We start from the raw sequence: 25,675 nt of genomic DNA, 5'->3' as shown, positions 1-25,675 counted from the left end.
GAAATCATGAAAAAGCTCTTCTTTGCAGTTCCGCTGGTTGCACTTTTGCTGGCCGGTTGTTCCAGCCCGGCTCCGACCGTTGACAAGGTGGGGGATGCCAAGCCCGCCGCGAGCCAACCCGCCAAGACTGCGGACCGCTCGGCTGCCCTTGGCGGTACCGTCACGTACGATTCCGGCGTCAAGGTCACTGTGAAGTCGGACGGTTTTCAGCCGGTCAGCCAATACGCCGCGGGAGCCGTGGACGGCAAGGCTGCGGTGTTCGAACTGACCGTGGTCAACGGCAGCAACAAGGAACTGGAGGCTGGCCTCATGTCAATGCCCAAGGTCACCGTCGGGGCCAAAAACACCCAGGCCACGCCTGTTACGGACATGGAAGCCAAGCTGGGCATGGACATGCTCAGCACCATCCTGCCCGGCGAAACCCAGACTGTGAAGTTTGGTGCCGGCATCGCCGCCGCTGACGCCGCTGCTGTGCGCGTCGAAGTAAGCGGACCCAACCCGTTTACCGACAAGGACGCCATCTTCAAGGGAGCCGTCAAGTAGCGTGCGCGTCGCGGGCGGCGCCACGTTTCGGCGGCCCGGTCCATCATTGGGGGGACCGCGCCGCCGTCGATGGCGGCATGGCGGCCCGGGACGCGTGCGCACCTTGCTGATCTTTTCAAGCCCCGGGTGCGTGGGCGCTGGTCAGACAACCCGCGAGCGTGATGACAAGGCCCCACCACGCAGACGGGCGTCTCGCGGCCGTTCCCCACGGCCCGGCTGCCGTTGCGGGGTGAGGGGAGTGACGGCGTCGGCCACGGTCGACGGCGGTCACCGTTTTTGCGGTTAGGGCTTCCAGACCATCAGCACCACCACGGCCACCAGCAACAGCGCCGAGATGCCCGAGCCCATCGCCACGCGGGGGTACTCCTTCGTTCGCAGGGCGGCTGCCCCGCCGTCGCCGGCGCCCGCATTTCCGCCGGCCGGGCCGCCGTCGGGCAGTTCGTCCGCAGCCCGGCGCAGGGCGGGAACCACCACGGCCAGGTTCAGGATCAGGGCCACAATGTACAGCAGGATCGAGATCAGGATCCATGGCGTCGTGACGGACAGGTTGTGGCTCTTGCCCGCCAGGCCCAGGGCGCCGAACCCAAAGAACACCACGATCAGCGACAACAAGGTATAGAGGTTCACGCTCTTTGACAGCGCCCGGACCTGGCCCGAGTCGCGGGCCCGGAGGGACCTCAGCGCGGTCATGGGCAGGATTGCCATGGGGCCCACCAGGAATACGGCGGCCACCACATGCAGAACGTTCATTACGGTATCCATCAAGAACCTGCTTTCCATTCGGGTCCGGGCCGTTGCCCTTCCCCCAGTCAATACCACGGGACCCGATTGGTCATCCGAGGGGGAGAAACCAGTTCACCAAGAGGTAGACCAGTGCGACGGCGGTCAACGCCCAGGTGACCGCGGCACCGACCCACAGGCCGCGGCGGCGCCGGCTGACGGCCAGCCCGGTGAGCAGCGGCGCGGCCACCATGCACAGGACGAACACCATGCCGGCGAGGCCGGCCACCACCGAGCCGGCCGTTGCCGGGCTCGCGCCGGTGCCCGCCATGTAGAGATAGGACAGGAGTGCCAGCAAGACGGCCGGGTAGGCCAGAACCAGCCACCCGAGCAGGGTGATGCCAACGGCCCACAGGAGCGAGCGGTGCGGCTTGGCCTCCGTCGTGGCGGACGCGACGGAGACGGGCAGGCGCTGTGAGGGGATGAAGTGCTGGCGTCGGCTCATGGTCCTTTTGTAGCAGGCCAAGCTAGGCAAATGCTGTGCCAGCAGCTGTTCACGCTTGTTCGGTGCCGGGTTCAAAGGGCCAGGCACCCTCCATTTCTTCCAGCCGGCGGCTCCCATGGAATATGGGCACCGGAGTCCGGCAAGGACTTCGCGACGGCCGCGACCCTCTGCCTGTCGCTGCCTGAACGGCCCGAAGGAAGGGCACGCGGGTCGTCGATACAGGCCAGCAGGACGGCGGAGCCGCCAATGTGGCGCTCGCGGTCACGGGTGTCGTTGATCCAGGCTGCCGTCCGGTACCTGAAAGCCGTTGAGGCCTCCGCGTTTTGCCATGACGGAAGGGGCAACATGGTCCGCAACCATGGCGTCGACCATGCTTGATCCGCGCAGCTAGTGCAGTTCCTGAAGCCCGGGGAGAACCTGCTCCTGTAGTTCATATCCCAGATGGCTCAACAGAACCGCGACTTGTGGTTTGGACGTCGCCCCCATTTCCATGTGCAGCAGCGCGTCCATGCCAGCGGTTGGCCGGATTGACTCGACGTGACGGCGAATGGCGTGGAGCTGCACCATGAGGCCGCCGACCAACGTCCACATGTCCGCGGGCGCGGCGCCTTCCAGCTCGGCCAGCTGCGGCCACGGATCAGTCCATAGTTCCCGGGGGAATCTCCATTTCACCGTGTGGCCGCGTGGTCATGACCGTTCCCCGTCCCAGAGTCAGTGAGCCGCTCCCGCAGGAGCCACTGCGCCTGGCTGCGGCTTCGCACGGACCCTTCATCCAAGAGGTCGAGGGCGACGGCGACGTCGGGAACCCCGTTTGACAGGCCACTGCTGATACGTTCCGTTGACACCGTCCGGAGCCGCAACCTGCCGGATGGATTGGTGGTGGGACCGTACTTGGTGGCCAGGGCGTCCAGTTGTTCGCCGGATTCATAACCGTCCACGTCCCGGGCCCATGCCGTGAGGTCAAAGTGCTTCGAGATGGGTGGGGAGGCAACGGCCCGATTGCCGGTTGGGATGATTTCATCGCGCAGATGGGCGGCGTCACCGGCGAGACCGTCGAAGGTGTGGAGTGTGGCTCGTCCGCCGGCGAGCCACACGACGTGGTCGGTCTGGAGGCCGGCCTGTCGTTTGTGGTGCCGGGAAAGGGCCGCCGCATCTAGACCGGACGCCCCCAAATCATTGGAGTGCCCCTGTGTGAGGAGTGAAATTGCCGCCCACGCCGTTTTTTCACTCCACCGCCGCCCCGTGTGGGACGTGGTGGACCAGCCCCGGTTGGCGGCGGTTTGGCGCCCGCTTGCAACCCCCTGGCGGCGGTCCGGGACCAACATGGTGCCGAGCCTGCCCGAGGCGGTGGGGGCCCCGCTGCTGACCAGTGCCGCACCCGGCGTCGTCCCTGTGGACGGACCGGCGGACCCTGTCGGTGCTTCATGGCAGAATGAGTGGCACTGAGGGTGGGGAGGCGTTGATGGCGTATCCGATGTCCAGGGCATTGCCGGGGTCGGGGCGGATTCCGCTGCCTGCCTCGCCCATCGTGTGGGACGGGTATGTCCGCAAGACCAGGCGGGCCCTGCTGCTGGTGGGCCTGCTTTGGGCGCTCGCGGTGGCGATGCTCGGGTTCTTCTCCCCGTTCCACCTGGCCCACACGCTGGACTCCCCGGACCGTTTCATCCCGGCGCTGCTCTTCGTGGTGGGCGTGGTCGGCGCGCTGGCCCTGGGCCCGGAAATCGGCGCAAACTTCAAGCACGTCATGGGCTACGGCTTCCTGAAGCAGACCTCTGCCGCGCACAGCCGCACCATTGCCCCGCACCGCGCCCGGCGTGTCACCTACGGGGCCGTCCTCTGCGGCCTCCTGCTCGGCTGCGTCGCCGCCGCGGCACTCCGGCTCACCGCCGGCGACGCCCTTGAGGCCCTCCTTCTGGCGAGCATTGCGGTCCTGTTGGCCATTCCCACCCGCAAGGCGCTGCGGCACGCACGGATACTGTGGCGCCAGGCCCGTGATGAGCGCGGCCTCCAGGCGATCCTGATTGACGACGGCGAGCACTCCGTGGGGCGCGTGGCCTCCGTGACCTGGGAGAAGCGTTGGGTGGACGGCATGGCGCTGTTCCATGTGGAGCTTGAACACCAGGCGGGGGGACGCGAGGAAACCACCAAGGTCCGGCTCCTGGCCTACCCCATTTGGGCGCCGGCGGAAGGCAACGAATACGATGTCTGGACCGATCCCGAGCGCCCATTCGACAAGGCCCGGACCTTGATTGAGCGCCGATACGTGGGGCAGGAGTTCGCCGACTTCAGCTCGGAACCCGCACCCCCGGACCACGTGCCGTCAGCGATCGAGACGGCCGCGGATACGGCTGTCGCGGTGGGAAGCGGCCTGGGCCACCGGGGCCACGCAGCGGGAACTGCCGCGTCCGCCGTTTCGGGCAGGGCGCATGGGACCGCCGGACTGCACGGCGCGGAACCGCGCGGCGACACCGGCAGGGCGGCGGGCCGGGTCTCGCCGCCGTGGCTGCCCCGTGGAACCAGGGGCGCCCGGGCCGTCCCTGCCGTTCGGGCACGGCGGACCCGGCGCCTGCTGGCGCTGCCGCCGTTGGTCATCTCCGTCCTTGCCGTGGCCGGCGCACTGCTGGTCCCGCCGATGGTGGCCGACGTCCCGTGGTGGACCGTGACCGCCTTGTGGCTGTACGCGGTGCTGACGGCAGTCAACGCCTGGGTGTACTGGCAGTTCATGATCCGCAGCCGCTGGGTGATCCGGTCCGGCATCTCCTTCGGCGCCACGGAGTCCGCCGTGTTTGTCGGCTTCTTCGCCGCAGGCTTTTGCGTTCTCTCCACACCGTCCCTGGTGGACGGGCCCGTGCACGGCGGAGCGCCGTGGACGCTGGCTCACTACCTTGTCGGAGCTGCCCTTCTCGGCGCACTGCTCGTCTTTGAATGGGCATTCAGCAGCACTGCCTCGGCGCTGAACCACCTCAACGCCGAGTTTCCGGCTCCTGCGGAAAAGGTCCAGGAGGCACTCACCGGCTGCGATCCCGCCGGCATCGACCGGCTCGAGGCCGACTACGGCTACCGTGCCGGCGTGCTGTTATGCGGCTGATCAGTGCTGCAGTGCCGCCAGCCTCCGGAAGTGGCCCCGGAAGGGGCATAGGCTTGAAACCATGATCCTCATTACCGGTTTTGAACCTTTCGGCGGGGAATCCGTCAACCCTTCCTGGGCCGCCGCCCAGCTGGCTGCGGCGGCACTGGACGAGTCCGGCGTGCCGGCCACCGCCGTCGAACTTCCCGTGGAATTCGGTGCGGCGGGCCCGGCTTTGGAAAAAGCGCTCGCCGCCGGCGACCATGACCTGGTCCTGGCCGTTGGCCAGGCAGGCGGGCGGGCCAAGCTGTCGCTGGAGCGCGTCGCCATCAACGTGGACGACGCGCGGATTCCCGACAACGCAGGCAATTCGCCCGTGGACGAGCCCGTGGTCGACGGCGGGCCCGTAGGCTATTTCAGCAGGCTGCCGCTCAAGGCCTGCCTGCAGCAGCTCACCCGCGCCGGCATTCCGGCGGAGGTGTCGCAGACGGCCGGGACCTATGTGTGCAACCACGTCTTTTACGCCCTCATGCACCAGCTGGCATCCGTGCCCGGCGTGCGGGGCGGCTTCATCCACGTGCCCTACGCTCCCGAGCAGGCTCCGGACGGCGTGCAGCCGACCATGGAAATATCGGTCATGGCGGAAGGCCTGGAGGTCATTGCCCGCACGGCGCTGTCAACAGCGGCGGACATCAAGCTGGCGGCCGGCGCCACGCACTGAGGCCCTGGGCCGGTCCCTGGACAGGACAGGGCGCCCGTTGCCGGGCACTACGCCTTGGCACCTTGCCGGCGAACCATCTCACTGATCCAGATGGGCGCGAACGGCGAGGTGCAGTTGGGCGGCGTCGGGTAGTCCTTGAGCACTTCAAGGCGCTCGCCAATGCCCACCGCGCGGCTGCGGAGGCCGGCATGTTCGATCCCGATCTGGGCGAGGCAGTTGTTCATGGCCCACTGCAGGCGCTCCGGGGCGTCCTTCATCTGAGCCTCGATGATGCCGAGCAGGCCCTCGAGGTCGATGCCCTGGGGCTTCTTCACCACCCGTTCGCTGGTCAACGCCCAGCCGGCACTGGCCACCACCGGATCCGGATCGTCAAACCAGGCCAGGCGCAGCTCCTCGGCGTGGGGACTCTTCTTCACCACATAGTTAACCAGCCAGTCGGTGACCTTGGGCACGCGTGCTTCACGCAGCATGGCGTCCAGTTCGCCGCACCCGAACTCCTTCGGACGGCAGATGAGCAGCGCCACCAGCCGCGCGGCGGTGTCGCCCGTGGCCCAGAGCTGGCGTGAAAGTTCCTGCTGGGTTTTCAGCCGCTTGGCAACGGCGCGCAGTTGGCCCAGGTTCACGCCGTGGTCGTCGCCGTGCCGTTCATTGATGGCCCGCGCCTTTGGATCCTCGAGCGCGGCCAGCTCGGCCATCACCTGGTCCACCGTCGTCCCCGCCACTGTGTTCTCCTGCCGTCGCACGTGAGAACAGCCTACCGGGAGAGGGTGGTGCGCGCGGGCCGTGCGGATGGCACTGCCGGGGGTTTTCCTACGGGTGCCACAGCCGCTTACTTTATGCGCCGGACCCGCTGCGGGTTTGGCGCCAGTGGCCGTGCTGCGCCAAACCCGCAACGGGTCCGGCGCATAGGCGAACAGGACTGACATTATGCGCCAAACTGCCGCACGTATTCGGCGCAGGCGCAATCCCGCCGGCCGCGGCGCTGCAGCGTCCGCGGCTGTACTTCCGGCCCGCCACCCGGTCGGGTCAAAAACACAGCCGCACGGGCGCACCCGGCCCTCGACGCCGCCGTCGGACACGCCTATGGTGGGAAGCAAGGGGTTCGGACCCCGGTTGGAGGGTTGGAACATGGTTGTCCTGGAGCTGGTGGATACGCTGCAGCGCCCGCTGCGCGACCTGCGGATCTCCGTCACGGACCGCTGCAATTTCCGCTGCGTGTACTGCATGCCCAAGGAAATTTTTGGCCGCGACTTTGTCTTCATGCCGCACGACCAGCTGCTCACCTTCGAGGAAATCACCACCCTCGCCCGCATCGCCATGGCCCATGGCGTGCGGAAAATCCGGCTGACCGGCGGCGAACCGCTGCTGCGCCGGGGCATCGAGGACCTCATCGCGATGCTCGCCGCCCTGCGCACCCCGGAGGGCCTGCCGCCGGACCTGGCGATGACCACCAACGGCTCCGTGCTCGCGCAAAAGGCGGAGGCGCTCAAGGCTGCCGGCCTGGACCGGGTGACGGTCTCCCTGGATTCCATGGACGACGCCGTATTCCAGTCCATGAACGACGTCGCCTACCCCGTGGCGAAGGTTTTGCACGCCATTGACGCCGCCCAGGCCGCCGGGCTTGGCCCCGTCAAGATCAACATGGTGGTCAAGCGCGGGCTCAACGACCACAGCATCGTGGAGATGGCCCGCCACTTCCGCGGCACCGGATTCATCCTGCGCTTTATCGAATACATGGACGTGGGGCATTCCAACGGCTGGAAGATGGACCAGGTGGTGCCGTCCGCGGAAGTCATTGGACTGATCAACAAGGAGTTTCCGCTGGAGCCGCTCGAGCAGAACTACCACGGCGAGACGGCACAGCGCTGGCGCTACAAGGACGGTGCCGGGGAGATCGGCGCCATCTCCAGCGTCACCCAGGCGTTCTGCCGAGGCTGCACCAGGGCCAGGCTCTCGGCCGACGGCAAGCTGTTCACCTGCCTCTTCGCCACCGCCGGGACGGACCTGCGCGCACTGTTGCGCGGCGGTGCCAGCGACGCCGCGCTGGCGGACGCTCTCGCAGCGCTCTGGGGTGCGCGCTCGGACCGGTATTCGGAGCTGCGCAGCGCCGCGACACCCGGGCTGCGCAAGGGCGGGGAGAAGATAGAGATGAGCTACATCGGCGGATAGCTCGGCAGCATTTTTCCAAAACCCCGCGTTGCGCCGGCAGCCCGGCCGCCATCGGGTCTAGTGTGGCGACGAACTTTTCAGCCAACATGAGATGGGATGCGCGGCCGCTGGGTCCGTGCGGAAATGAGGGATCCGTGGGCTTCTTACTAACCGGTACCGCGGGGGCTGTCCTGGCCGCCGCCGACACCGCAAATTCTCCGTGGACCGGGCATGACACCCGGGTATTGGTGGTCGCGGCCATCGGCATCGCGATCGTGGTGCTGCTCATTGTCTGGATCAAGATGCACGCCTTCCTGGCCCTGACCATCGGCGCATTGTTCGTGGGGATCGGCTCCGGGATCGCACTGGACAAGGTCACGGGCTCCTACGAGACGGGCGTGGGCGGCGTCCTCGGCTACGTCGGCATCCTGATCGCGCTCGGCGCCATGCTGGGGAAGCTGCTGGCGGATTCCGGCGGCGCGGACAAGGTGGTCGAGACGCTCCTGCGCGGCAGGCCCGCCACCCTGCCCTGGAAAATGGCCCTGATTGCCGGCATCATCGGCATCCCCATGTTCTTTGAAATCGGCCTGGTCCTGCTGATCCCCGTGGTCATGCTGGCGGTGCGCCGTAGCAACGGGCCCGCCATGCGCCTGGGCATCCCGGCGCTCGCCGGCCTGTCCGTCCTGCACGGCTTCATCCCGCCGCACCCCGGCCCGCTGGCCGCCATCGGCATCCTGCACGCCAACGTCGGCATCACCCTGGCCCTGGGCCTCCTGGTCGCCATCCCCACCGTCATCGTGGCCGGGCCGCTGTTCAGCCTGCTGGCGGCCCGCATGGTCCCCATCGGCGCCGCCGGGGCCGCGCTTGCCGTCACGGGAGGCATGCGCGGCGCGGGCACCAACGGTTCCGCCGTGCGCACCGCCGGCGGGGGAACGGCGTCGGACCCGCAGGGCAACGCTTCGGATGCCGCGGGCGGGAACCGGGCACAGGACCCCGACGCCACCGGCACGCCGTCCTTTGGCATCACGCTGGTCACGCTGCTGTCCCCGCTGGTGCTCATGCTGATCAAGGCCGCGGCCGACGTCTGGATGGCGAAGGGCAACCCGCTCCACCCGCTGCTGGACTTCATCGGCGATCCCGTGGTGGCCCTGACGGTGGCCGTGCTGCTGGCCATGGTCACCTTCGGCACCGGCGTCGGCTTTTCGGCCCAGGTCCTGACGAAGAAGATCGGCCAAAGCCTGCTCCCCATTGTGGGCGTGATGCTCATCGTGGGCGCCGGCGGCGGGTTCAAGCAGGTCCTGGTCGATGGCGGGACGGGGACGGCCATTGCCAAGATTGCCGTTGCCGCCAGCCTGTCCGTGCTGCTGCTCGGCTGGATTGTTGCCGTGCTGATCCGCCTGGCCACCGGCTCCGCCACGGTGGCCACCGTGACGGCTGCGGGCATCATTGCCCCGCTGGCCGGCGGGCTGAGCCCCGCGCACTTGGCACTCGTCGTGCTGGCCGTGGGAGCAGGGTCCCTGTTCTTCTCCCATGTGAACGACGCCGGATTCTGGCTGGTCAAGGAGTACTTTGGACTGACCGTGGGGCAGACCATCAAGACCTGGTCGGTCATGGAAACCATCATCTCGGTCATGGGGCTGCTGCTGACCTGGCTGCTGTTTTCGATCCTGTAGCTGCGCCCCCGGCCCGCGGCGCACCCGAGCGTCTGCGGGCCGGATTGAGGCCGGGCATTCCCTGTGATGTGCGTCACCCCACGGTTCCGTTGCCTTTGTCAAGGCCCGGTGATAGACCGGAAGCTAACAGCCAATTCCGCGCCCTGCGGCGTGCGGGTTGCAGCACAACTTGCACACGGCGGTGCGTGGAACCGGAATGACCGGCCCCACCCTTCATTCCGGACAGCGCATTCTTCTAGCAGAAGGTTGTGTTTGCCATGAGCAGCAAACCCCCCGTCCAGGACGATTCCGACGCTGGCTTGAAGGTGAGCCGCCCCGCCCGGGCTGCGGCAGGGATTCACGGCTTGACCGAATCCATGCCCCAGGCGCTGGCCGCCATGGGGCCGGTCCGGTCCCTGAAAACCCTGTTGGCGATGAACCAAAAGGACGGCTTTGACTGCATGAGCTGCGCCTGGCCGGATCCGCCGGACCGCAAGACCGCCGAGTTCTGTGAGAACGGCGCCAAGGCCGTCACCTGGGAAGCCGGGCTGCTGACGGTGCCCCGGGAATTCTGGGAAGAAAATTCGGTGTCCTCGCTGCGCGAACGCACCGAATACTGGCTGGGCCAGCAGGGGCGCCTGGTGGACCCCGTCTACAAGCCGGCGGGCTCGGACCACTACCAGCCCATCAGCTGGGACAACGCCTTCCGGCTCGTGGCCCGCGAGCTCAACGACCTCGACTCCCCCAACGAGGCCACGTTTTACACCAGCGGACGCACCAGCAACGAGACGGCGTTCCAGTACCAGCTGTTCGCCCGCGCCTTCGGCACCAACAACCTCCCGGACTGCTCCAACATGTGCCACGAATCCACCGGCCTGGCCATGGGGGAGACCATCGGTGTGGGCAAGTGCGCCATCTCCTACGAGGACTTTGCCAAGTCAGACCTGATCATCATCATGGGCCAGAACCCCGGCACCTGCCACCCCCGCATGCTCACGGCGCTGGAGGAGGCCAAGCTGGCCGGGGCGGAAATCGTGGCCGTGAACCCGCTGCCGGAAGCCGGGCTGATCAACTTCCGGAACCCGCAAAAGCCGCGCGGCCTCGTGGGCAAGGGCACGGACCTGGCGGACCAGTTCCTGCAAATCCGGCTGGCCGGCGACATGGCGCTCATGCAGGCAGTGGCCAAGCGGGTCTTCCGGGCCGAGGATGCAGCGCCGGGTGCCGTGCTGGACCACGCCTTCCTGGAGGAACACTGCCAGGGCCTGGAAGAATACCGGGCACACATTGAACAGGTGGACGACGCGGCCGTGCTGGCCGCCACCGGCCTGCGGACCGCGGAAATCGACGAGCTTGCGGCCCGCTACCTCAAGGCGGACAAGGTCATTGTCACCTGGGCCATGGGCCTGACCCAGCACAAGCGGGCCGTGCCCACCATCAAGGAAATCATCAACCTGCTCCTGCTGCGCGGGAACATCGGCAAGCCTGGGGCAGGCCCCTCGCCGATCCGCGGCCACAGCAACGTCCAGGGCGACCGCACCATGGGCATCTGGGAGAAGATGCCCCCGGCCTTCCTCGACGCCCTGGGCAAGGAGTTCAACTTTGAGCCGCCGCGGGAGAACGGCGTCGATGCGGTGCAGAGCATCCGTGCCATGCGGGACGGCAAGCTCAAGGTGCTCTTCGCCCTGGGCGGGAACCTGGTGGGTGCCATTTCCGACACCGCCGTTGCCGAGGCCGCCCTGCAAAAACTGAAGCTCACGGTCCAGGTGTCCACGAAACTGAACCGCTCGCACGCGTTTGTGGGGGAGCAGGCCCTGATCCTGCCCACCATGGGCCGGACCGAGATTGACCGGCAGGCGTCCGGCGAGCAATTTGTCACGGTCGAGGACACCGTGTGCGCCGTGCACGCCTCATCCGGGAAGGTGGAGCCGGTGGGGCCGAACCTGCTCTCCGAAATGGCCATTGTCAGCCGGCTGGCCAGGGCGGTGCTGGGCAGCGACCACCCCATTGACTGGGCCGGCTTCGAAGCCGACTACAACACCATCCGCGAGCACATCGCCCACGTCTGCAAGGGCTGCGAGGACTACAACACCAAGGTCCGGCGCCCCGGCGGCTTTGTCCTGCCGCACCCGCCGCGCGACAGCCGCACCTTCCCCACACCGTCCGGCAAGGCGATCTTCACGGTCAGCGAGCTGGAGACCGTGGAGGTCCCCGAAGGCAGGCTGCTGCTGCAGACCGTCCGCGCGCACGACCAGTTCAACACCACCATGTACTCCCTCAACGACAGGTACCGGGGGGTGAAGAAGGGCCGGCACGTGCTGTTCGTGAATCCGTCCGACCTGGCCGTGCTGGGCATTGCCGACGGCAGCTATGTGGACATCCACAGTGAATCGGCCGACGGCGTGGACCGGGTCCTGCGCCAGCAGCGCATCATCAGCTATCCCACCGCACGCGGCTGTGTGGCCGCGTACTTCCCCGAAGCGAACGTGCTTGTTTCCCTCGATGCCACGGCGGAAGGGTCCAACACCCCGGTGTCCAAGTCCGTCGTCGTACGCCTGGAAAAGGCTGCCGCGCCGGCCTACGCCGCAGTACCGTAAGGACCTTCATGGGGGAATAAGGAAGTGCTTGCCTATGAAACTGCCTGGATGACACTCGTTTTTCGTCAAAGCATAGGAGTAAGGCAATGAACTTGATCTTTGCTTCGTCGGCGTTCGCACCGCTGGCGCTGGGTTTCTTTGGTCTGGGGACAGGGTATTTGATTTACGGGCCGGAGGAACTGTTCCACTGGCCCAAGCGGAATGAATCCGTGGACAAGTCGACGGGCGTGTGGGGCATCTGGCTTCCCGGGTTCTGCCAGCTCGTCACCGGCATCATCCTCTTCGTCGGCATGACATGGTTCCAGGTGTTCAAGGACGCGCCGCTGTACATGGCAGCCCTGGCGTTCTCGGCCTATGGCATCCACTGGTTCGCGCTGGGCTACAACCGCTGGCAGGGTGTGGATCCGCGCACCAATGCCGGCATGTCAGTGGCGTACACCATCCTCTCGGTGCTGGGCATTGTGGTGTTCTTCATCGCCGGGGACTGGCCGGTGGGCCTGCTGTTCGTGGGGCTGACGTTGATCTACATCAGCGACTTCTTCCACAGCATCGGGCAGGCCTGGGGCGAACGCTCACTGGGCCTGTGGCACCTGGTCACCGGGCTGTGGCTGATGTACCTGACCTTCGCCACCGGGCTGAACTTCTCCCTCGGTATGAAGCTGCCGCTGTAAGCGGGTCGGTGGCCGGGCCTGCCGCCGGGGCCCGGGCCTGTCGAGACCCGGGCCCCAAGAGATGAACCAAGCGAAAGAGGGTTGCCATTGGCAGGGATAGTACTGGTGCACGGACTGTGGTCCGACGGGTCCAGCTGGCTGCGCGTCATTGCCGAGCTGTGCGCGCTGGGCCACAACCCCGTGGCGGCCCAGCTGGGCCTGGAAACGTTCGACGACGACGTGGCCAGCGTGCGCCGGACCCTCGCCACCGTGGAGGGTCCCGTGCTGCTGGCCGGGTGGTCGTACGGTGGCGTGGTCATCGGGGAAGCCGCCCGGGAGATTGGCCGGGAGACCGGCAGCGCTGCGCTCGGCAAGGTCGGGGCGCTGGCCTATGTTGCGGGATTTGCGCCGGCCGAGGGCGAGTCGGTGGACGGGTTATCCCGGCGGCATCCGGGCAGCCTGATCCCGCGGCACGTGGTGGTCGCGGGCGCCTACACCTATATTGACCGGGCGCACTTCGGCGAGGTGATCGCGCACGAACTCCCCGCGGAAAGCGCCGCCGTCGGGGCTGCGGTGCAAAAACTGACGCGCATCGGCCTGGACCGGGTGGCGGTGGGGCGGCCGGCCTGGCTGGACCTGCCGTGCCACTACCTGCTCACCACGGACGACCGTGCCGTGCCGCCGGCACTGCAGCGGGAAATGGCCGCGCGGATGGGCGCCGACGTGACGGAAATCGACTCCAGCCACGCGCCGCTCCTGACACGCCCGCGCGAGGTGGCCGCGTTTCTGGACAAGGCCTGTGGCAGCCTGCCGCCTGGCGGTTGAGCCAGGCGGCCTGGGCAGGACAGCAGGTGCCGGCACAGGGCCGGGGCGGCGTAGCCTGAAGCCATGACCGTCGATGACGCCGGCGCCGCAGCCGCACCCGCCACCTGTCCCACCCACCAGGTGTTCAACCAGCCGCCGCCGCGCGTGGACATCAACGAATTCAGCACGAACCTACCGCTGGGGGACTACCTCGCCACAATCGGCAGGGCAGGCGCACGGGCAACGGGGGAGCTGGAACGGGTGGGCGCCGTCGTCGGCTCGGCGCAGTTCCAGGACGACGCCCGGCTGGTCCACACGTACCCGCCCGTCCTGCACACCCACAGCAAGTACGGGCAGCGGATCGACGAGGTGGAATACCACCCCTCCTACCACCGGATCATGGGGCAGGCGGTGGCGGCGGGCGCCCACACCTCGGCATGGGCGGATCCGGGGGCGGGCGCGAATGCCCTGCGGTCCGCGGTGTTCATGCTGTTTGCGCAGGTGGAGCCGGGCCACGCCTGCCCCATCTCGATGAGCCATGCCGCGGTGGAGCCGCTCCGGCTGAGCCAGGAGCTGGCGGGGGAGTGGCTGCCGCGGCTCTATTCGCGCGAGTATTCGCCGGAGCTGGCTGCGGGCAAGCGCGGTGCCTTGTTCGGGATGGCGATGACGGAGAAGCAGGGCGGCTCGGACGTGCGGGCCAACACCACGCGTGCCGTTCCGTGGGCGGACCACCACCTGCTCACGGGGCACAAGTGGTTTTGTTCCGCGCCGATGTCCGACGCGTTCCTGGTCCTGGCCCGGGACGACGCCGGACCCGGCTGCTTCCTGGTCCCGCGCGTGCTGCCGGACGGAGAGCGCAACACGTTCCTGGTCCAGCGGCTCAAGGACAAGGCGGGCAACCGGTCGAATGCGTCGTCGGAGGTGGAATTTGCCAGCACGCACGGCTGGCGGATCGGCGAGCCGGGCCACGGCGTGCGCGCCATCATGGGCATGGTGGCGCAGACGCGGCTGGACTGCGTGCTCGGCACGGCCGCCGGCATGCGCCAGGCCGTGGCCGAGGCCGCGTGGCACGCCCGCCACCGCCGCGCGTTCGGGGCCCGGCTCGTGGACCAGCCGGCCATGGCCAATGTGCTGGCGGACCTGGCCCTGGAAGCCGAGGCGGCGGCCGCCGTGGGCATGCGCCTCTCGCGTGCCTTTGACGACGACGCCGGCCCCGCCGAGCGTGCCTTCCGGCGCCTCGCAACAGCCGTGGCCAAGTACTGGGTGTGCAAGCGCGGACCCAACCATGCCTACGAGGCCATGGAATGCCTGGGCGGCAACGGCTACATTGAGGACTTCCCGTTGGCCATGCGCTACCGGGAGCAGCCGGTCATGGCGATCTGGGAGGGCACGGGCAACGTCATTGCGCTGGACGTGCTGCGGGCCATGGCCGCCGAACCGGAGTCGGTCGACGCCTTCTTTGCCGAGCTCCGGGCGGCTTCCGGTTCCCACGCCGTGTTTGACGGCTTCGCGGCCGGATTGCGGGAGGCCGTGGTTCCGGTCCGGGCGGCGCCGGCGGAATTTGCCGGCCAGGCACGGACCCTGGTGGAGAAGATGGCCCTGGCGCTTCAGGCGTCGCTGCTGGTCAGGTACGCGCCGCCCGCGGTGGCGGACGCGTTCGTCCACTCCCGGCTGGGACCGGACAGGTGTTTCAACTACGGCAACCTCCCGGCGTCGTGCGACGTTCCGGGGATTTTGGCGCGGACGTGAGCGCATTACGGGCCCGGGACCTTGGATCCGCCGGTGGGTGTACGGCTCTGGCGGGTCGGGTCGGGGCGTGGCCGCCACTTCTGTACTTTCGGCGGAAAAGGCCCGGACGGGCCCGGTGGCGTGGCGTTAAATCCAAGTGAACTTAAAAGTCGCGCTGAGTGACGCGTCACGCCGCCGGCGCCCAAATATCGCTGGATCCGGCGCCTTTCCCCGGGGCGGTTGATGAACGGCAGGCAAACAGTGACGCACCTCTCATTAATTACTGGCGTTTCAGAAAGAGGTATGTATACTTGGACGTAGTTGTAGTGTTGCGTTTTTTGTAGTTGAAGCGACGCCATCCTTCGGGACGACGTCGCTTTTCTGGAGAAGCGGACTTCAACCGTAAACAGGAGGCCCGAAGGTCGGGCGGAATCTCCAACTTCAGAAGGAAATAGAAATAATGGCAACAGGTACCGTCAAGTGGTTCAACGCTGAAAAGGGCTTCGGCTTCATCTCCCCCGATGACCAGAGCCAGGATGTTTTCGCGCACTACTCCGCAATCAACTCCTCGGGCTACCGCTCCCTCGAAGAGAACCAGAAGGTTTCCTTCGATGTTGAGCAGGGTCCCAAGGGTCCCCAGGCAGTCAACATCCAGGCCCTCTAATTTCTAAGGTAACCGCGCGGGCAACCGTGCAATTACTTTAGTCTTCGAGGCTGGTGCGAATAGGGTTCGGTTTATCCGGGCCCTATTCGTCTTTAACGTCCCCGTGCGGACCGCAGTCCCGTCCGGACCCTTATATGACGCCGGAGCATCCCTGCGCTGACCGTTCCGCGGCGCTTCTCAGGGATGTTGCCGGTTCCGTGTGGCACCATGGAAGACGATGAATACGAATGCTGCCCGCGGCCAACGAGACGGGCTTCCCATGCCGCTGGGGCTGCAGGGGGCCTTCGAGGCGGCCCAGGTCTTTGTTATCTCGGCCCTCGTCTTGGTTGTTCCACTGGCGGCAGTATGGTTTACCGGCGGCTTCGCGGAACAGGACATGTCCGTCGTCGCGCGGCTGGCGGGGAAATTCTGGCTGGTCATGCACGGCGTGCCCCTGTCACTGAGCGTCACCAACGGCCCCAGTTCCGCCTCCGTGGAAAACGGCACCTTCGACCTGCTGCCCCTGGGCCTGGTCCTGGTCCCGTTCTTCCTCTCCTGGCGCGCCGGCCGGCGGCTCGCCCGCGCCTCCTACACGGACCAGCTCTGGCAGCCGTTGCTGGGCGCCCTGACGGTTTACGCCGCGGCCGGCCTGGCCACCGCATTTGTCTGCAACACCCCCGACGCCGATGCGTCGCTGTTGGCCAGCATGCTGGTTCCCCTCATCCCCGCCGGACTGGGCCTGGTGATCGGTGCCAGGCGCGAAGCCGGTTCGTGGGGGCGCCTGATCGGCGTCAACGCGGCGGACTGGATCGCCAAGACCAGCCAGGACCAACGCTGGGCCGGGTCCTACGCCTGGGCTGCGGCGCGTTCGGGCTTTGTGGCATTGGCGGCCGCCCTGGCTGCCGCATCGCTGCTGCTGGCCATCAACCTCATGGCCCGCTGGACGGACATGGCCACCGTCTACCAGGGCATGCGCGCCGGGGGCACGGGCGGTGCAGCACTGACACTGGGACAGCTCAGCTTCATGCCGAACCTGGCCGTTTGGTCGCTGGCCTGGTCCACCGGCGCGGGCTTCAATCTTGGCGCGGGCTCCACCGTCTCGCCGCTGGGCACCTCGGTGGCGCCCGTCCCGCCCCTGCCGGTGCTGGCCGCACTGCCCACCGGCGCGCTCACCTGGGGGTTCGCGGCCCTTGCCGTTCCCGTGGCGGCAGGCATGCTGGCCGGCTGGTGGTTCGTGCGGACGGGCGAAAACCACTTTGACGAATGGCTGTCGATGAAGGTCCGCCAGCGGTGGCTTTCCCTGCCGGGTTCCACGCTGGTCCTGGGCGTGGCCGTGGGCCTGGTGGCGGCCGTGCTGGGCTGCATCGTGTTTTGGCTGTCGGGCGGCTCCGTGGGACTTGGCCGGCTCACCGAGGTGGGGCCCAGCCCCTTGGCGGCGGCAGCCTGGCTGGGCGCGGAGGTGGGGGCCGGCGTCGTACTGGGCTCACTGCTGGGGCCGTGGCTGGAAGCCGGCAAGGCGGCCGCGCCGCAACTCTCGCACCGCACCTAGCCCTCGAATAGGGCCGGCCCGCCGCGTGCGCCTAACATTGACCCATGCGCATAGTTGTTTTGGTTTCCGGGACCGGCTCCAACCTGCAGGCGGTGATCGACGCCGTCGCCGCGGGGGAACTGCCCATGGAAATCGCCGCGGTGGGGGCCGACCGCCCCGGCACCTTCGGCATTGAGCGGTCCGCCGCCGCCGGCCTGGAGACCTTTGTGGTCAATTTCAAGGACTTTGCGGCCCGCGCGGACTGGGATGCCGCGCTGCTGGATGCCGTCGCCGCCTACAAGCCCGACTACGTGCTTTCCAGCGGCTTCATGCGCATCGTGGCGCCGGGCTTCATCGACGCGTTCGCGGGCCGCTACGTCAACACGCACCCGGCCCTGCTGCCCGCGTTCCCCGGCGCCCACGGGGTCCGCGATGCCCTCGCCTACGGCGTGAAGGTCACCGGCTGCACCGTCCACTTTGCCGACGCCGGCGTGGACACCGGCCCCATCATCGCCCAGACCCCCGTGGCGGTGCTGGACGGCGACACCGAGGAAACCCTCCACGAACGCATCAAGGTGGCCGAACGCGAACTGCTCGTCAAGGTCCTGGGAGACCTCGCCCGCGCCTGACTCCGCCGTTCTTCCGGTCTGTGTTGCACTTGTTGGACGGATTTGCCCGAAAAACGGGGTTTTTCGTCGAAGTCCTGCAACACAGATTGACCGCGTGCGGGGCGGAGGGCCTACTTGCGCTTGCGGCCCAGGAGCAGCGAGGCCAGGGCCGTGGCACCCGTGACCGTGTAGACGGCAGGCCAGGCGCCCATCTTCTTGGCCAGCGGGTGCGACGCGCCGAAGGCGGCCAGGTACGTGGCCGTGAGGGCGGCCGCGGTGCCGGCACCGGCGTTCTTCTTCCAGCCAAGGAACGCAGCCGCACCGGCAGCGGCCAGGACGGCGCCGCCCAGCTGGCGGTTCTTGGTGGAGCGGGCGGTCTGGAAGCCGCCGATCAGGCCGGCAGTGGTGAAAACGGTGGGAAGCAGGGCGCCCATGATTCTCCTCAAGACAAGAGTTGGATTTGCAGCCAACACTACCGGCTGAAAATGGATGAAGCCTGAGCGGCAGGCTGACAGTGTCCCGGACTTCGCCGGCCGGGCTGATCCGGCCCATGCAAGGGCGGTGCCCGGGCCGTACCCTGCGTATCAGTGCAGGGGCGCGCCCTTGGTTTCCGGGGCGGCGAAGGCCATCCAAAGGACGGCCAGCAGCACCAGCGCACCGGTCAGCGCAAACGTCAGCGGCAGGCCCAGCACCGGCCACAGCAGCGAGCCGAAGATAAGGGGGACCAGCCCGGCGCCCACACGGGACATGGTGGACGCCCAGCCAAAGCCGGTGGCCCGCAGGTGGGTCGGATACAGCTCCGAGACGTAGGTGTACAGCACCGGGATGGCCACCTGGACCACAAAGCCGAACACCAGCAGCCACAGCTGTGCGGCAGCGGGGGCTTTCAGCACCAGGGCGAAGACCACCAGCGAGAGCGCGGCGCCGGGGCCCGTGACGGCCAGGATCCATTTGCGGCCCACGCGCTCCACCAGCAGCGCCGCGGCCACCACGCCCAGGAAGCCGATGGCCGTCATCGACGCCGTGGCGATGAAGGCCTTGTTCTCCGCATAGCCGGTGGCGACCAGGATGGACGGCATCCAGGTCAGGGCACCGTAATAAACCAGCAGGACAGTCAGGAACAGCGACCAGGCAATGCCGGTGATCCGCCAGTTGAAGCGCCACAACCCGGCCAGCTGCCCGGTGACGCTGCCCATCGACAGCCGTGGCACGTCGGCCGGATCCGGCAGCCGCCACGGCCCCACCTGTACGCCAGTGCGCTCAATCAGCCGCCCAATGACGGCCTCCGCCTCGGCGGGCCGTCCCGCACGGACCAAAAACAGGGGCGATTCGGGCACGTGCCGGCGCACCCAGAACACCAGCAGCGCCGGCAGCACCAAAACCAGCATCAGGAGGCGCCAGTTGTCGAAGGAGGCCATGAGCACGGCCGAGACGACGCCGCACAGCGACGCGCCCACCGGCCACCACGCGTCCATGGCCGTCAGCACCCGGCCGCGGTGTTTGCGGGGCGTAAACTCGCCCACCAGGGCGTAGTCGACCGGGATGCACCCGCCCAGCCCGAACCCGGCCAGGAAACGGAATGCGCAAAACAGCACGATGTCGTTGGAGACGGCGCCCAGCACGGTAAACACCGAAAAGACCAGCAGGGTCAGGGTGAACGCCGTCTTGCGCCCGATCACGTCCGCAATGGAGCCCCAGACAAAGGCACCCACGGCCATGCCGATCAGGTTCGCCGCGCCGATCCACGCGGCCTGCCCCGGAACCAGCCCCCATTCCTTGGACAGCAGCGGGATCAGGAAGCCGTTGAGCGCCACGTCCCAGGCGTCGAACATGAAGCCGAGCCCGCCGATGATGAAGATGCTGCCCTGCACGCGCCAGCGCCACGGCAGTTCCTGGACCACCGCATCGCCGGTGGCTGTTGCCGTGTTTGTGCCCATGGCACTTACCCCCGGTTAGTTAAAGTCACTTCTACCAGAATAGACGACGTCGGACACCGCCTGGCGCAGGCCCGTCGCGTCATCGCCGTCCCGGCGGGGGCTCACCCGGTTGCTCAGGAGCGCAATCGTGATTCCGTTTTCCTTGTCCACCAGCAGGGAGGTGCCGGTGAACCCGCCGTGCCCGCGGGCGTCGCGCCCGGCCGATCCCATCCACGGCTGCTGGTTGATGCGCAGTCCCAGGCCGTGGCCGAAGCCGGGGTCGGCCGGGTTGAAATGGCTGCCCAGCACCTCCGGGAGCTGGCTGCGCCACATCTCGTCGGCCAGGCCGGCGGAGAGGATGCCGGCCAGGCCGGTGCGGAGGGCCTCGCCGAACACGGCCAGCGCGGGGGCCGTGGCGAACATGCCGGCGTTGCCGCTGAGACCGCCGAGCGACCACGCCGCCTCGTCGTGCACAATGCCGCGGACCAGCCCGCGGCCCAGTTCCGGCTGGTACTCGGTGGGGGCGCAACGCTGCGGATCCGGGGCGCCCGTGATGCCGTCCGTGCCGAGCCTGGCCAGCACCCGGTCCTCGACGAGCCGTGCCCACGGCATCGCCGTAACGTGTTCGGCCAGCGCCATTGCGGTGTTGAAGCCGGCGCACGAATACGCAAAGCGTGTTCCCGGCGCGGCCTCCAGCGCGGTGCCGAGGAGGTCGTCGATGAGCAGGATGCGCTCAAAGGACCGGCCCCGGGCCAGCGTCCTTTCCCAGCCGCGCCATTCCGAGGGCAGGCCCGAGGTGTGCGTGAGCAGGTGGCGCAGCGTGACACCGGCCTTCCCGCCCTGCGCGTAGGCCGGCAGCCGTTCCCCGACCGGGGTGTCAAGCTCCAGCAGGCCGCCGTCCACCAGGGACAGCATGGTGACGGTGCTGAACAGCTTGGTCACCGAGGCGAGGTCAAAAAAGGTGCCCGGTGCGGCGGTCCCGGCCGTGACGGCAGGCAGCGTTTCCCCGGCAATCACGACGGCGCAGCCCGCCGCCGGTGCCACGCCGTCCGCAACTGCCCGGCCAAGGAGGTGCCGTATTTCCGTGGTCAGGCGTTCGTAAGGTGCAGGCATGGGTGGGCTCCGGCGTCGTGGTTCAGGGGGTCCCGGCGGCGAGGGCAGCCGGCAGGAAGCCGCCGCTGCGTTCGAGCAGGGCGGCGGATTCGGCCGCGGGGAGGCCGGTCAGGACCGCGAGGATGGCGGCCTTGACGTGGCCGCCGGCGGCTTCGAGGGCCGCCGCGGCGGTGGCGGAGTCGCATCCGGTGGCCTGCATCAGGGTTTGTGCGCTGCGGGCGCGGAGCTTTTCATTCGTGGCGCGCAGGTCCACCATGTAATTTTTGTAGGTCTTGCCCAGGCGGACCATGGTGATGGTGCTGAGCATGTTCAGCACCAGTTTTTGGCAGGTGCCGGCCTTCAGCCGCGTGGAGCCGGTGAGCACTTCCGGGCCCACCTCGATCTCCAGGGCGGCGTCCGCGGCAGCGCCAAGGGGGGAGTTTTCGTTGCAGGAAAAGCCCACCGTATAGGCGCCCCGGCGGCGTGCGGCAGCGACGGCGGCGACGACGTACGGGGTGCGGCCGGACGCCGCGATGCCGACCACCGAATCATTCTTGGCCAGTTGCAGGGCAGCCATGGCCTGCTGCGCCGCTTCCGCGCTGTCCTCGGCATTTTCCACGGCCTGCCGTACGGCCGCGCCGCCACCGGCAATGACGCCCACCACTTGCGCCGGGTCGGTGCCGAAGGTGGGCGGGCACTCGCTGGCGTCCAGGACCCCGAGCCGGCCGGGGGTGCCGGCACCCACGTAGATGAGGCGGCCGCCGTCGGACATCCGGTGGGAAATTTCATCGATGACCGCTGCGATGGCGGGGACGTGGCGCTGCACCGCTGCCGGGACCAGGGCGTCTTCGGCGTTCATGGCCGCGGCAAGTTCGGCGGTGCTGAGGGCGGCCAGGTCGGGGTGGGCGGGGTTGGGCTGCTCGGTGACGAGGGTGCGCAACTCGGCGCGGATGTCCCCGGGGGCTTGGGGGTGGCCTGCCGGGGCGGGGGCGGCGTTCGGCACGGGGCCCGGGGTGGTCCTGGAAGTGGTCAAGGCGCGCCTTCCCTGCAGCAATAGGGTGGGCCGTAGTTCGGATTACGGCCTTCTGTAACGATTGTAAATTATTTACCAACTGTGCGGCAGAAGGCCCCTACAATGAGGGAACCACGGCCGGGAGGACCCATTGAGCATTCAATCTGTCATTTACGCGAAACGGTCGTCGCTGACTCCCGCGGCCGCGCGGGTTGCGGACGTCATCCTGGCCGACCCCTCCGTGGTCCTGTCTCACACGGTGACGGAATTGGCACAGATGTGCTCCACCTCGGATCCGACGGTGGTGCGGTTCTGCCGGGCCGTGGGGCTGGCCGGTTATGCGCAGCTGCGCCTGGAAATGGCCGCCGAGCTGGGACGTGAAAGCGCAGCCGCCGCGGAGGTGCGCGATCCCGCGTTCGGCGACGACATCAGCCCCGGCACCTCCCTTGCGGACATGGTGGAGCGGATCCGCTTCTCCGAGGTCATGGGGCTGGAGGAAACCACAAGGAACCTGGACCTCGCGGCACTGGAACGGGCCGTGAAGCTGGTTGCTGCCGCCGGCCGGATCAATGTTTACGGCGTGGGGGCCGGCGCCGTGGTGGCTGAGGACCTGCGCTACAAGCTGTTCCGGATCGGGCTGAACGTGTCCGCCTTCGGCAACGCGGACAATGCCCTGATGGGCGCCTCGCTCATGACGGCCGGGGACGTCGCGGTGGCGTTTTCCCACGGCGGGAAGACGGCGTCGGTGGTCGAATTCCTCCGGCTGGCGCGGGCGTCGGGCGCTCCGGCACTGCTGGTGACCAATGCGCCGGCATCCCCGGCCGGCGCCGAGGCGTCCGTGTGCCTGGCCACCATGGTCCGCGAGACGGCCTTCCGGTCTGGGGCCATGGCCTCGCGGATGTCCCAGCTGGCCGTGGTCGACTGCCTGTTCGTTGCCGTGGCCCAGCGCCGCTACGACCGCTCCGTGGCCGCCCTTGCTGCCACGCACCAGGCGGTCGTGGGCACCGACACCGGCGGCTCGCGCGCCTGAGCCCGGGTCCCCGGCCCCAACTGGGTCGCACTTATTACCGATTTCGCGGCGTTTTTCCGGCAAATCCTGCAACTATTGCGACCTACATGGTGGGACCGGGGGCACCTGTGGATAACTTTCTGCGCGGCCCCGCGCTAATTGCCATGATGGAAGGATGTTCCAGCAGCCAGTGGTCCCGCCGGCGTTGTTGACGGGGCCCTTCACCACCCGCCAGGCCGCCGAGCTCGGCGTCAATTACAGCCGCCTGCGTCATGCCGACGTGGCCGGGCTGAGCCGTGGCATCAAGTCCTTCAGCGACGAAGACCTGCCCCTGGCCCTGCTGACCCGGCCGTACACGTTCGTCACCGGGTACTCGGCGGCCTCGCACGCCACGGCCTTCGCCATCTGGGCATTCCCCGGGTTCCTGCCGGTGGCACATCCGGAAAAGATTCACATAGCGCGGCAAAAACCGCACGCCATTCCCCGCAGGACCGGCGTCACCGGCCACCGGACCGAATTCCGCGACGACGAGGTGGAATGCCTCAACGGGCTGTGGATTACCACAAGGGCCCGCACCTGGCTGGACTGTGCGCGCCGAATGGGCGTGGCGGAACTGGTGGTGGTGGCGGACCACCTGATCCGTGTTCCGCGCCCGGAGTTCGAGGGACGCAGTGCACCGTATGCAACGCGCAAGGACCTTGAACTCCTGCTGGACCGCCACAAGGGCACCCCCGGCATCCGCAAGGCCCGTGCCGCCCTCAACCTGGCCCGCGTTGGCTCGGACTCGGCCCAGGAGACGCACCTCCGCCTGGCCATGGGGTTCGCCGGCCTGCCGGAGCCGGACATCAACGTCAGGGTTGAGCTGGCGGGCGGCCGCTCGCGCACCCCGGACGCTTCCTTCCCCCGCTATCGGGTTGCCGTGGAATACGACGGCGGCACCCACGCCGGGACCGACCAGCAGGTCCGCGACATCCGCCGCCAGGAAGACTACGAGGCCGCAGGGTGGATCGAGGTCCGCATCGGCAAGGAACACATGAAGGACGACGCCAAGGCCGCGGTGCGCAAAATCCGCCGGGCGTTGCAAAGCCGCGGCTGGCGCCCCAAGCCCGGCCCAACTGGGTAGCACTACTTACCGAAAATCGTCGATTTTCCCCCGCGAAACGGTAACAAGTGCGACCCAGTTGCTCAGCGGGCAGGGGTGAGGAGGCGGACCACGGCCTCGGCGCTGACGCGGCTGAAGCCGTGGCAGTGGACGGTGGACAGGGCGGTGCCGGTGGCGGTGCCGGGTTCGGGGGGCAGTCCGGCGTTGATGCACAGGGCGCGGGGTGCGACGGCGGCCACCGCGGCCAGGGTGGCCTGCTGCATCGGCGAGGACAGGGCATCGACCAGCACCAGCACCGGCTCGCCCTGCGAGGCGGCGGCGGAGACCAGGTCGGAGAGATCCTCCGCGCTCAGCAGCGACACGTCGGGGACGCAGACCTCGTAACCCTCCAGCAGCGCCGTGGCGAGAAAGTTGTCCGTGGCCCCGGCCGCCATGTTCGGCGCGGTGCGGGCGTCAACGAGCGTGACGACGGCGTCCGGACCGGCCAACGCCACGGCCCCCGCCCCAGGGTCCACGCGGCAGGCCCGGGCCGCCACGTCCACCCAATCGACTTCTCCGTCCTCGCACGCACCGCCTTCACCGCACCGGGAAGCCTCCTGCGACCACTGCACAAAGGCCGCCACGCGCCCGGCCGCCGCCTGCAAAACCTCGACGGGCAGGCGGCCGGAGGATACGGCGCTGTACACGGCGTCAAAAACCTCGGTGTAGCAGGCCTCGTCGTCGCGCCCGGTGGTGTAGGCGTTCAGCGGGTTGCCGACACAGAGCAGGTCGGCGCCGGCCAGCAACGCCAGGACGGCGCCCTCGCCCGGGCCGACGGTAACCCGCACCGCGGCCATGTCCAGGGCGTCGGTCACCAGCAGGCCCCCGAAGCCAAGGTCGCGCAGCAGGGCCCCGGCCCGCGGGTTCAACGTTGCCGGCGCGTCGCCCAGCCCGGGCACGACGATGTGGGCGCCCATCACGGCGGCCACGCCGGCGTCGAACGCGGCCTGGAATGGCGGCAGGTGGTGCTCGCGCAGCTGCGCCAGGGTCAGTTCCACGCGCGCCACGTCCAGGTGGGAATCCGCCACGGTGTCACCGTGCCCGGGAAAGTGCTTGGCGCAGGCTCCGACGCCCGCCGCCTGGATCCCGGCCACCGCGGCGGCAGTGTGCGCACTGACCAGCGCCGCGGAGGAACCGAAGGCACGCACGCCGATCACCGGATTCAGCGGGTTTGTGTTGACGTCGGCCACGGGCGCAATGGCCAGGTTCACCCCGGCGGCGCGGCACAGGCCGCCGATCGCCCGCCCCGCCGCAGCCGTCACCTCCACATCGTCCAGGGCGCCCAGCACCGCCGCGCCGGGAATGGCGGAGCCCCCACGTGACTGGAGCCGGGTCACGTTCCCGCCTTCCTCGTCCACGCCGACGACGGCGGACGGGTTGGCTGCCCGGATGGCGGCAGAGAGTGCCGGGAGCTGTCCGGGGACGTCGGGGTCGATGTTGTGGCTGAAGTAGACCACCCCGGCCAGCCCGTCGCGCAACGCCCGGTCCAGCCACCCGGGGACCGTGGCGCCCACAAAACCGGGCCAGATGACGGCGTTGACCAGGCGGCTGAGGCCGGCTGCGGGGCAGTGGTGCGGGTCACGGAGGGCCATGG

The 25,675-nt window shown here is 68.2% G+C and carries 23 protein-coding genes; 15 read left to right on the top strand and 8 right to left on the bottom strand.

Translation table 11 applies throughout. The annotated features are described in order from the left end of the window. Positions 1-6: 6 nt before the first annotated feature. Positions 7-543: a hypothetical protein gene (locus MMF96_RS12655; RefSeq protein WP_176616158.1), complete on the top strand. Its 537-nt coding sequence runs from the start codon at positions 7-9 to the stop codon at positions 541-543. A gap of 282 nt (positions 544-825) precedes the next feature. On the opposite strand, the gene MMF96_RS12650 is transcribed toward MMF96_RS12655, so the two are convergent. Both MMF96_RS12650 and MMF96_RS12645 read right to left on the bottom strand, forming a co-directional pair. Then, complete coding sequence (locus MMF96_RS12650; protein ID WP_256127777.1) at positions 826-1,293, bottom strand: DUF2269 family protein; 468 nt, start codon at positions 1,291-1,293, stop codon at positions 826-828. Positions 1,294-1,375: 82 nt separating this feature from the next. Then, a complete protein-coding gene (locus MMF96_RS12645) occupies positions 1,376-1,768 on the bottom strand; it encodes a hypothetical protein (protein WP_176616156.1) in 393 nt (130 codons plus the stop codon). Positions 1,769-2,679: 911 nt separating this feature from the next. Here MMF96_RS12645 and MMF96_RS12640 point away from each other — a divergent pair. The 3 genes from MMF96_RS12640 (at position 2,680) to pcp (ending at position 5,556) form a co-directional block, all read left to right on the top strand. After that, positions 2,680-2,925 (top strand): hypothetical protein, encoded by a 246-nt coding sequence (locus MMF96_RS12640; protein ID WP_176616155.1) that lies wholly within the window; start codon positions 2,680-2,682, stop codon positions 2,923-2,925. A gap of 275 nt (positions 2,926-3,200) precedes the next feature. Beyond that, a complete protein-coding gene (locus tag MMF96_RS12635; RefSeq protein WP_256883728.1) occupies positions 3,201-4,856 on the top strand; it encodes a hypothetical protein in 1,656 nt (551 codons plus the stop codon). Positions 4,857-4,917: 61 nt separating this feature from the next. Then, positions 4,918-5,556 (top strand): pyroglutamyl-peptidase I, encoded by a 639-nt coding sequence (gene pcp, locus MMF96_RS12630; protein ID WP_256883727.1) that lies wholly within the window; start codon positions 4,918-4,920, stop codon positions 5,554-5,556. A gap of 47 nt (positions 5,557-5,603) precedes the next feature. Here pcp and MMF96_RS12625 read toward each other — a convergent pair whose 3' ends face one another. Beyond that, positions 5,604-6,251 (bottom strand): DNA alkylation repair protein, encoded by a 648-nt coding sequence (locus MMF96_RS12625; RefSeq protein ID WP_256883736.1) that lies wholly within the window; start codon positions 6,249-6,251, stop codon positions 5,604-5,606. A 433-nt stretch (positions 6,252-6,684) separates the two neighbouring features. Between MMF96_RS12625 and moaA the strand changes: the two genes are divergently transcribed. From moaA to purN, 9 genes are all read left to right on the top strand, one after another. After that, positions 6,685-7,725, top strand: coding sequence for a GTP 3',8-cyclase MoaA (gene moaA / locus MMF96_RS12620; RefSeq protein WP_256883726.1), 1,041 nt, complete (start codon positions 6,685-6,687; stop codon positions 7,723-7,725). Between the two features lie 134 nt (positions 7,726-7,859). Further along, entirely contained in the window at positions 7,860-9,377 is a 1,518-nt protein-coding gene (locus MMF96_RS12615; RefSeq protein ID WP_371130874.1) for an SLC13 family permease, read from the top strand. Positions 9,378-9,634: 257 nt separating this feature from the next. Beyond that, on the top strand, positions 9,635-11,950 hold the full coding sequence (locus tag MMF96_RS12610; RefSeq protein ID WP_256883725.1) for an FdhF/YdeP family oxidoreductase: 2,316 nt from the start codon (positions 9,635-9,637) through the stop codon (positions 11,948-11,950). A gap of 86 nt (positions 11,951-12,036) precedes the next feature. Beyond that, the gene (locus MMF96_RS12605; protein WP_176616147.1) at positions 12,037-12,621 is read left to right on the top strand and encodes a hypothetical protein; all 585 of its coding nucleotides are present in this window, start codon (positions 12,037-12,039) and stop codon (positions 12,619-12,621) included. 87 nt (positions 12,622-12,708) lie between these two features. Beyond that, positions 12,709-13,425, top strand: a complete 717-nt coding sequence (locus tag MMF96_RS12600; RefSeq protein WP_256883724.1) for an alpha/beta fold hydrolase — start codon at positions 12,709-12,711, stop codon at positions 13,423-13,425. 63 nt (positions 13,426-13,488) lie between these two features. Next, the gene (locus MMF96_RS12595) at positions 13,489-15,153 is read left to right on the top strand and encodes an acyl-CoA dehydrogenase family protein (RefSeq protein ID WP_256883723.1); all 1,665 of its coding nucleotides are present in this window, start codon (positions 13,489-13,491) and stop codon (positions 15,151-15,153) included. A gap of 439 nt (positions 15,154-15,592) precedes the next feature. After that, positions 15,593-15,796 (top strand): cold-shock protein, encoded by a 204-nt coding sequence (locus tag MMF96_RS12590; protein WP_113717014.1) that lies wholly within the window; start codon positions 15,593-15,595, stop codon positions 15,794-15,796. A 217-nt stretch (positions 15,797-16,013) separates the two neighbouring features. Next, positions 16,014-17,324, top strand: a complete 1,311-nt coding sequence (locus MMF96_RS12585; RefSeq protein WP_176616144.1) for a DUF6350 family protein — start codon at positions 16,014-16,016, stop codon at positions 17,322-17,324. Positions 17,325-17,368: 44 nt separating this feature from the next. After that, the gene (gene purN, locus MMF96_RS12580; RefSeq protein WP_176616143.1) at positions 17,369-17,932 is read left to right on the top strand and encodes a phosphoribosylglycinamide formyltransferase; all 564 of its coding nucleotides are present in this window, start codon (positions 17,369-17,371) and stop codon (positions 17,930-17,932) included. Positions 17,933-18,042: 110 nt separating this feature from the next. Here the strand turns inward: purN and MMF96_RS12575 are convergent, their stop codons facing one another. The 4 genes from MMF96_RS12575 to murQ form a co-directional block, all read right to left on the bottom strand. Next, entirely contained in the window at positions 18,043-18,345 is a 303-nt protein-coding gene (locus MMF96_RS12575) for a hypothetical protein (RefSeq protein ID WP_256883722.1), read from the bottom strand. Between the two features lie 150 nt (positions 18,346-18,495). Further along, on the bottom strand, positions 18,496-19,848 hold the full coding sequence (locus tag MMF96_RS12570) for an MFS transporter (protein ID WP_256883721.1): 1,353 nt from the start codon (positions 19,846-19,848) through the stop codon (positions 18,496-18,498). Positions 19,849-19,863: 15 nt separating this feature from the next. Continuing rightward, positions 19,864-20,940 (bottom strand): serine hydrolase, encoded by a 1,077-nt coding sequence (locus MMF96_RS12565; RefSeq protein WP_176616140.1) that lies wholly within the window; start codon positions 20,938-20,940, stop codon positions 19,864-19,866. A gap of 22 nt (positions 20,941-20,962) precedes the next feature. Further along, a complete protein-coding gene (gene murQ / locus MMF96_RS12560; RefSeq protein WP_256883720.1) occupies positions 20,963-21,952 on the bottom strand; it encodes an N-acetylmuramic acid 6-phosphate etherase in 990 nt (329 codons plus the stop codon). Between the two features lie 130 nt (positions 21,953-22,082). On the opposite strand from murQ, the gene MMF96_RS12555 reads away from it, so the two are divergent. Beyond that, the gene (locus MMF96_RS12555; RefSeq protein ID WP_176616139.1) at positions 22,083-22,961 is read left to right on the top strand and encodes a MurR/RpiR family transcriptional regulator; all 879 of its coding nucleotides are present in this window, start codon (positions 22,083-22,085) and stop codon (positions 22,959-22,961) included. Between the two features lie 154 nt (positions 22,962-23,115). Next, positions 23,116-24,063 carry a DUF559 domain-containing protein gene (locus MMF96_RS12550; protein ID WP_176616138.1) on the top strand — a complete coding sequence of 316 codons (948 nt, stop codon included), beginning with the start codon at positions 23,116-23,118 and terminating at the stop codon, positions 24,061-24,063. Positions 24,064-24,125: 62 nt separating this feature from the next. Here the strand turns inward: MMF96_RS12550 and MMF96_RS12545 are convergent, their stop codons facing one another. After that, on the bottom strand, positions 24,126-25,673 hold the full coding sequence (locus MMF96_RS12545) for a glycoside hydrolase family 3 N-terminal domain-containing protein (protein ID WP_256883719.1): 1,548 nt from the start codon (positions 25,671-25,673) through the stop codon (positions 24,126-24,128). Between the last annotated feature and the right edge of the window lie 2 nt (positions 25,674-25,675).

Origin of the sequence: Arthrobacter sp. STN4, assembly GCF_024539665.1 — a bacterium.
Lineage (GTDB): Bacteria > Actinomycetota > Actinomycetes > Actinomycetales > Micrococcaceae > Specibacter.
Note: the sequence above shows the minus strand (reverse complement) of the source record. Positions and strands in the feature narration are given on the sequence as shown.

What these genes read in the sequence shown, in the direction of transcription:
- MMF96_RS12655 (WP_176616158.1), top strand. Translation starts at nt 7, where the DNA reads ATGAAAAAGCTCTTCTTTGCAGTTCCGCTGGTTGCACTTTTGCTGGCC.
- MMF96_RS12650 (WP_256127777.1), bottom strand. Translation starts at nt 1,293, where the DNA reads ATGAACGTTCTGCATGTGGTGGCCGCCGTATTCCTGGTGGGCCCCATG.
- MMF96_RS12645 (WP_176616156.1), bottom strand. Translation starts at nt 1,768, where the DNA reads ATGAGCCGACGCCAGCACTTCATCCCCTCACAGCGCCTGCCCGTCTCC.
- MMF96_RS12635 (WP_256883728.1), top strand. Translation starts at nt 3,201, where the DNA reads ATGAGTGGCACTGAGGGTGGGGAGGCGTTGATGGCGTATCCGATGTCC.
- pcp (WP_256883727.1), top strand. Translation starts at nt 4,918, where the DNA reads ATGATCCTCATTACCGGTTTTGAACCTTTCGGCGGGGAATCCGTCAAC.
- MMF96_RS12625 (WP_256883736.1), bottom strand. Translation starts at nt 6,251, where the DNA reads ATGGCCGAGCTGGCCGCGCTCGAGGATCCAAAGGCGCGGGCCATCAAT.
- moaA (WP_256883726.1), top strand. Translation starts at nt 6,685, where the DNA reads ATGGTTGTCCTGGAGCTGGTGGATACGCTGCAGCGCCCGCTGCGCGAC.
- MMF96_RS12610 (WP_256883725.1), top strand. Translation starts at nt 9,635, where the DNA reads ATGAGCAGCAAACCCCCCGTCCAGGACGATTCCGACGCTGGCTTGAAG.
- MMF96_RS12605 (WP_176616147.1), top strand. Translation starts at nt 12,037, where the DNA reads ATGAACTTGATCTTTGCTTCGTCGGCGTTCGCACCGCTGGCGCTGGGT.
- MMF96_RS12595 (WP_256883723.1), top strand. Translation starts at nt 13,489, where the DNA reads ATGACCGTCGATGACGCCGGCGCCGCAGCCGCACCCGCCACCTGTCCC.
- MMF96_RS12590 (WP_113717014.1), top strand. Translation starts at nt 15,593, where the DNA reads ATGGCAACAGGTACCGTCAAGTGGTTCAACGCTGAAAAGGGCTTCGGC.
- MMF96_RS12585 (WP_176616144.1), top strand. Translation starts at nt 16,014, where the DNA reads ATGAATACGAATGCTGCCCGCGGCCAACGAGACGGGCTTCCCATGCCG.
- purN (WP_176616143.1), top strand. Translation starts at nt 17,369, where the DNA reads ATGCGCATAGTTGTTTTGGTTTCCGGGACCGGCTCCAACCTGCAGGCG.
- MMF96_RS12575 (WP_256883722.1), bottom strand. Translation starts at nt 18,345, where the DNA reads ATGGGCGCCCTGCTTCCCACCGTTTTCACCACTGCCGGCCTGATCGGC.
- MMF96_RS12570 (WP_256883721.1), bottom strand. Translation starts at nt 19,848, where the DNA reads ATGGGCACAAACACGGCAACAGCCACCGGCGATGCGGTGGTCCAGGAA.
- MMF96_RS12565 (WP_176616140.1), bottom strand. Translation starts at nt 20,940, where the DNA reads ATGCCTGCACCTTACGAACGCCTGACCACGGAAATACGGCACCTCCTT.
- MMF96_RS12550 (WP_176616138.1), top strand. Translation starts at nt 23,116, where the DNA reads ATGTTCCAGCAGCCAGTGGTCCCGCCGGCGTTGTTGACGGGGCCCTTC.
- MMF96_RS12545 (WP_256883719.1), bottom strand. Translation starts at nt 25,673, where the DNA reads ATGGCCCTCCGTGACCCGCACCACTGCCCCGCAGCCGGCCTCAGCCGC.